Here is a 245-nt window from a genome sequence, read left to right on the forward strand (position 1 = left end):
TAGCTGCGCACCTCCAGCTGTTCGAGCCGGTCGCGCGCGGCCAACGCGCCAGCACTGGTGCGCGCCAGGCGGGCCTGCCTGTGCATACCGTGAGCGAGCAGGTAGCGCCGCAATGTCGGGTACGACGGCAGTGCGGTGCCTTGCAGCGCGACCTTCAGATTGTCGAAATGCAGTTGCACCGTCCAGCCAGGATGGGCATCGTATTGTGCGCGCAATGCGGCAATGACCGCCGGCGCCAAACTGTG

Annotated in this window: 1 pseudogene; it reads right to left on the bottom strand. The window is 66.1% G+C overall.

Annotation, left to right across the window (positions count from 1 at the left end):
• Positions 1-245: pseudogene (locus F1735_RS35210) on the bottom strand (IS481 family transposase); the annotation flags it as partial.

This window comes from Massilia genomosp. 1, from assembly GCF_011682185.1.
GTDB classification, from domain to species: Bacteria; Pseudomonadota; Gammaproteobacteria; order Burkholderiales; family Burkholderiaceae_D; genus Telluria_A; species Telluria_A rubra.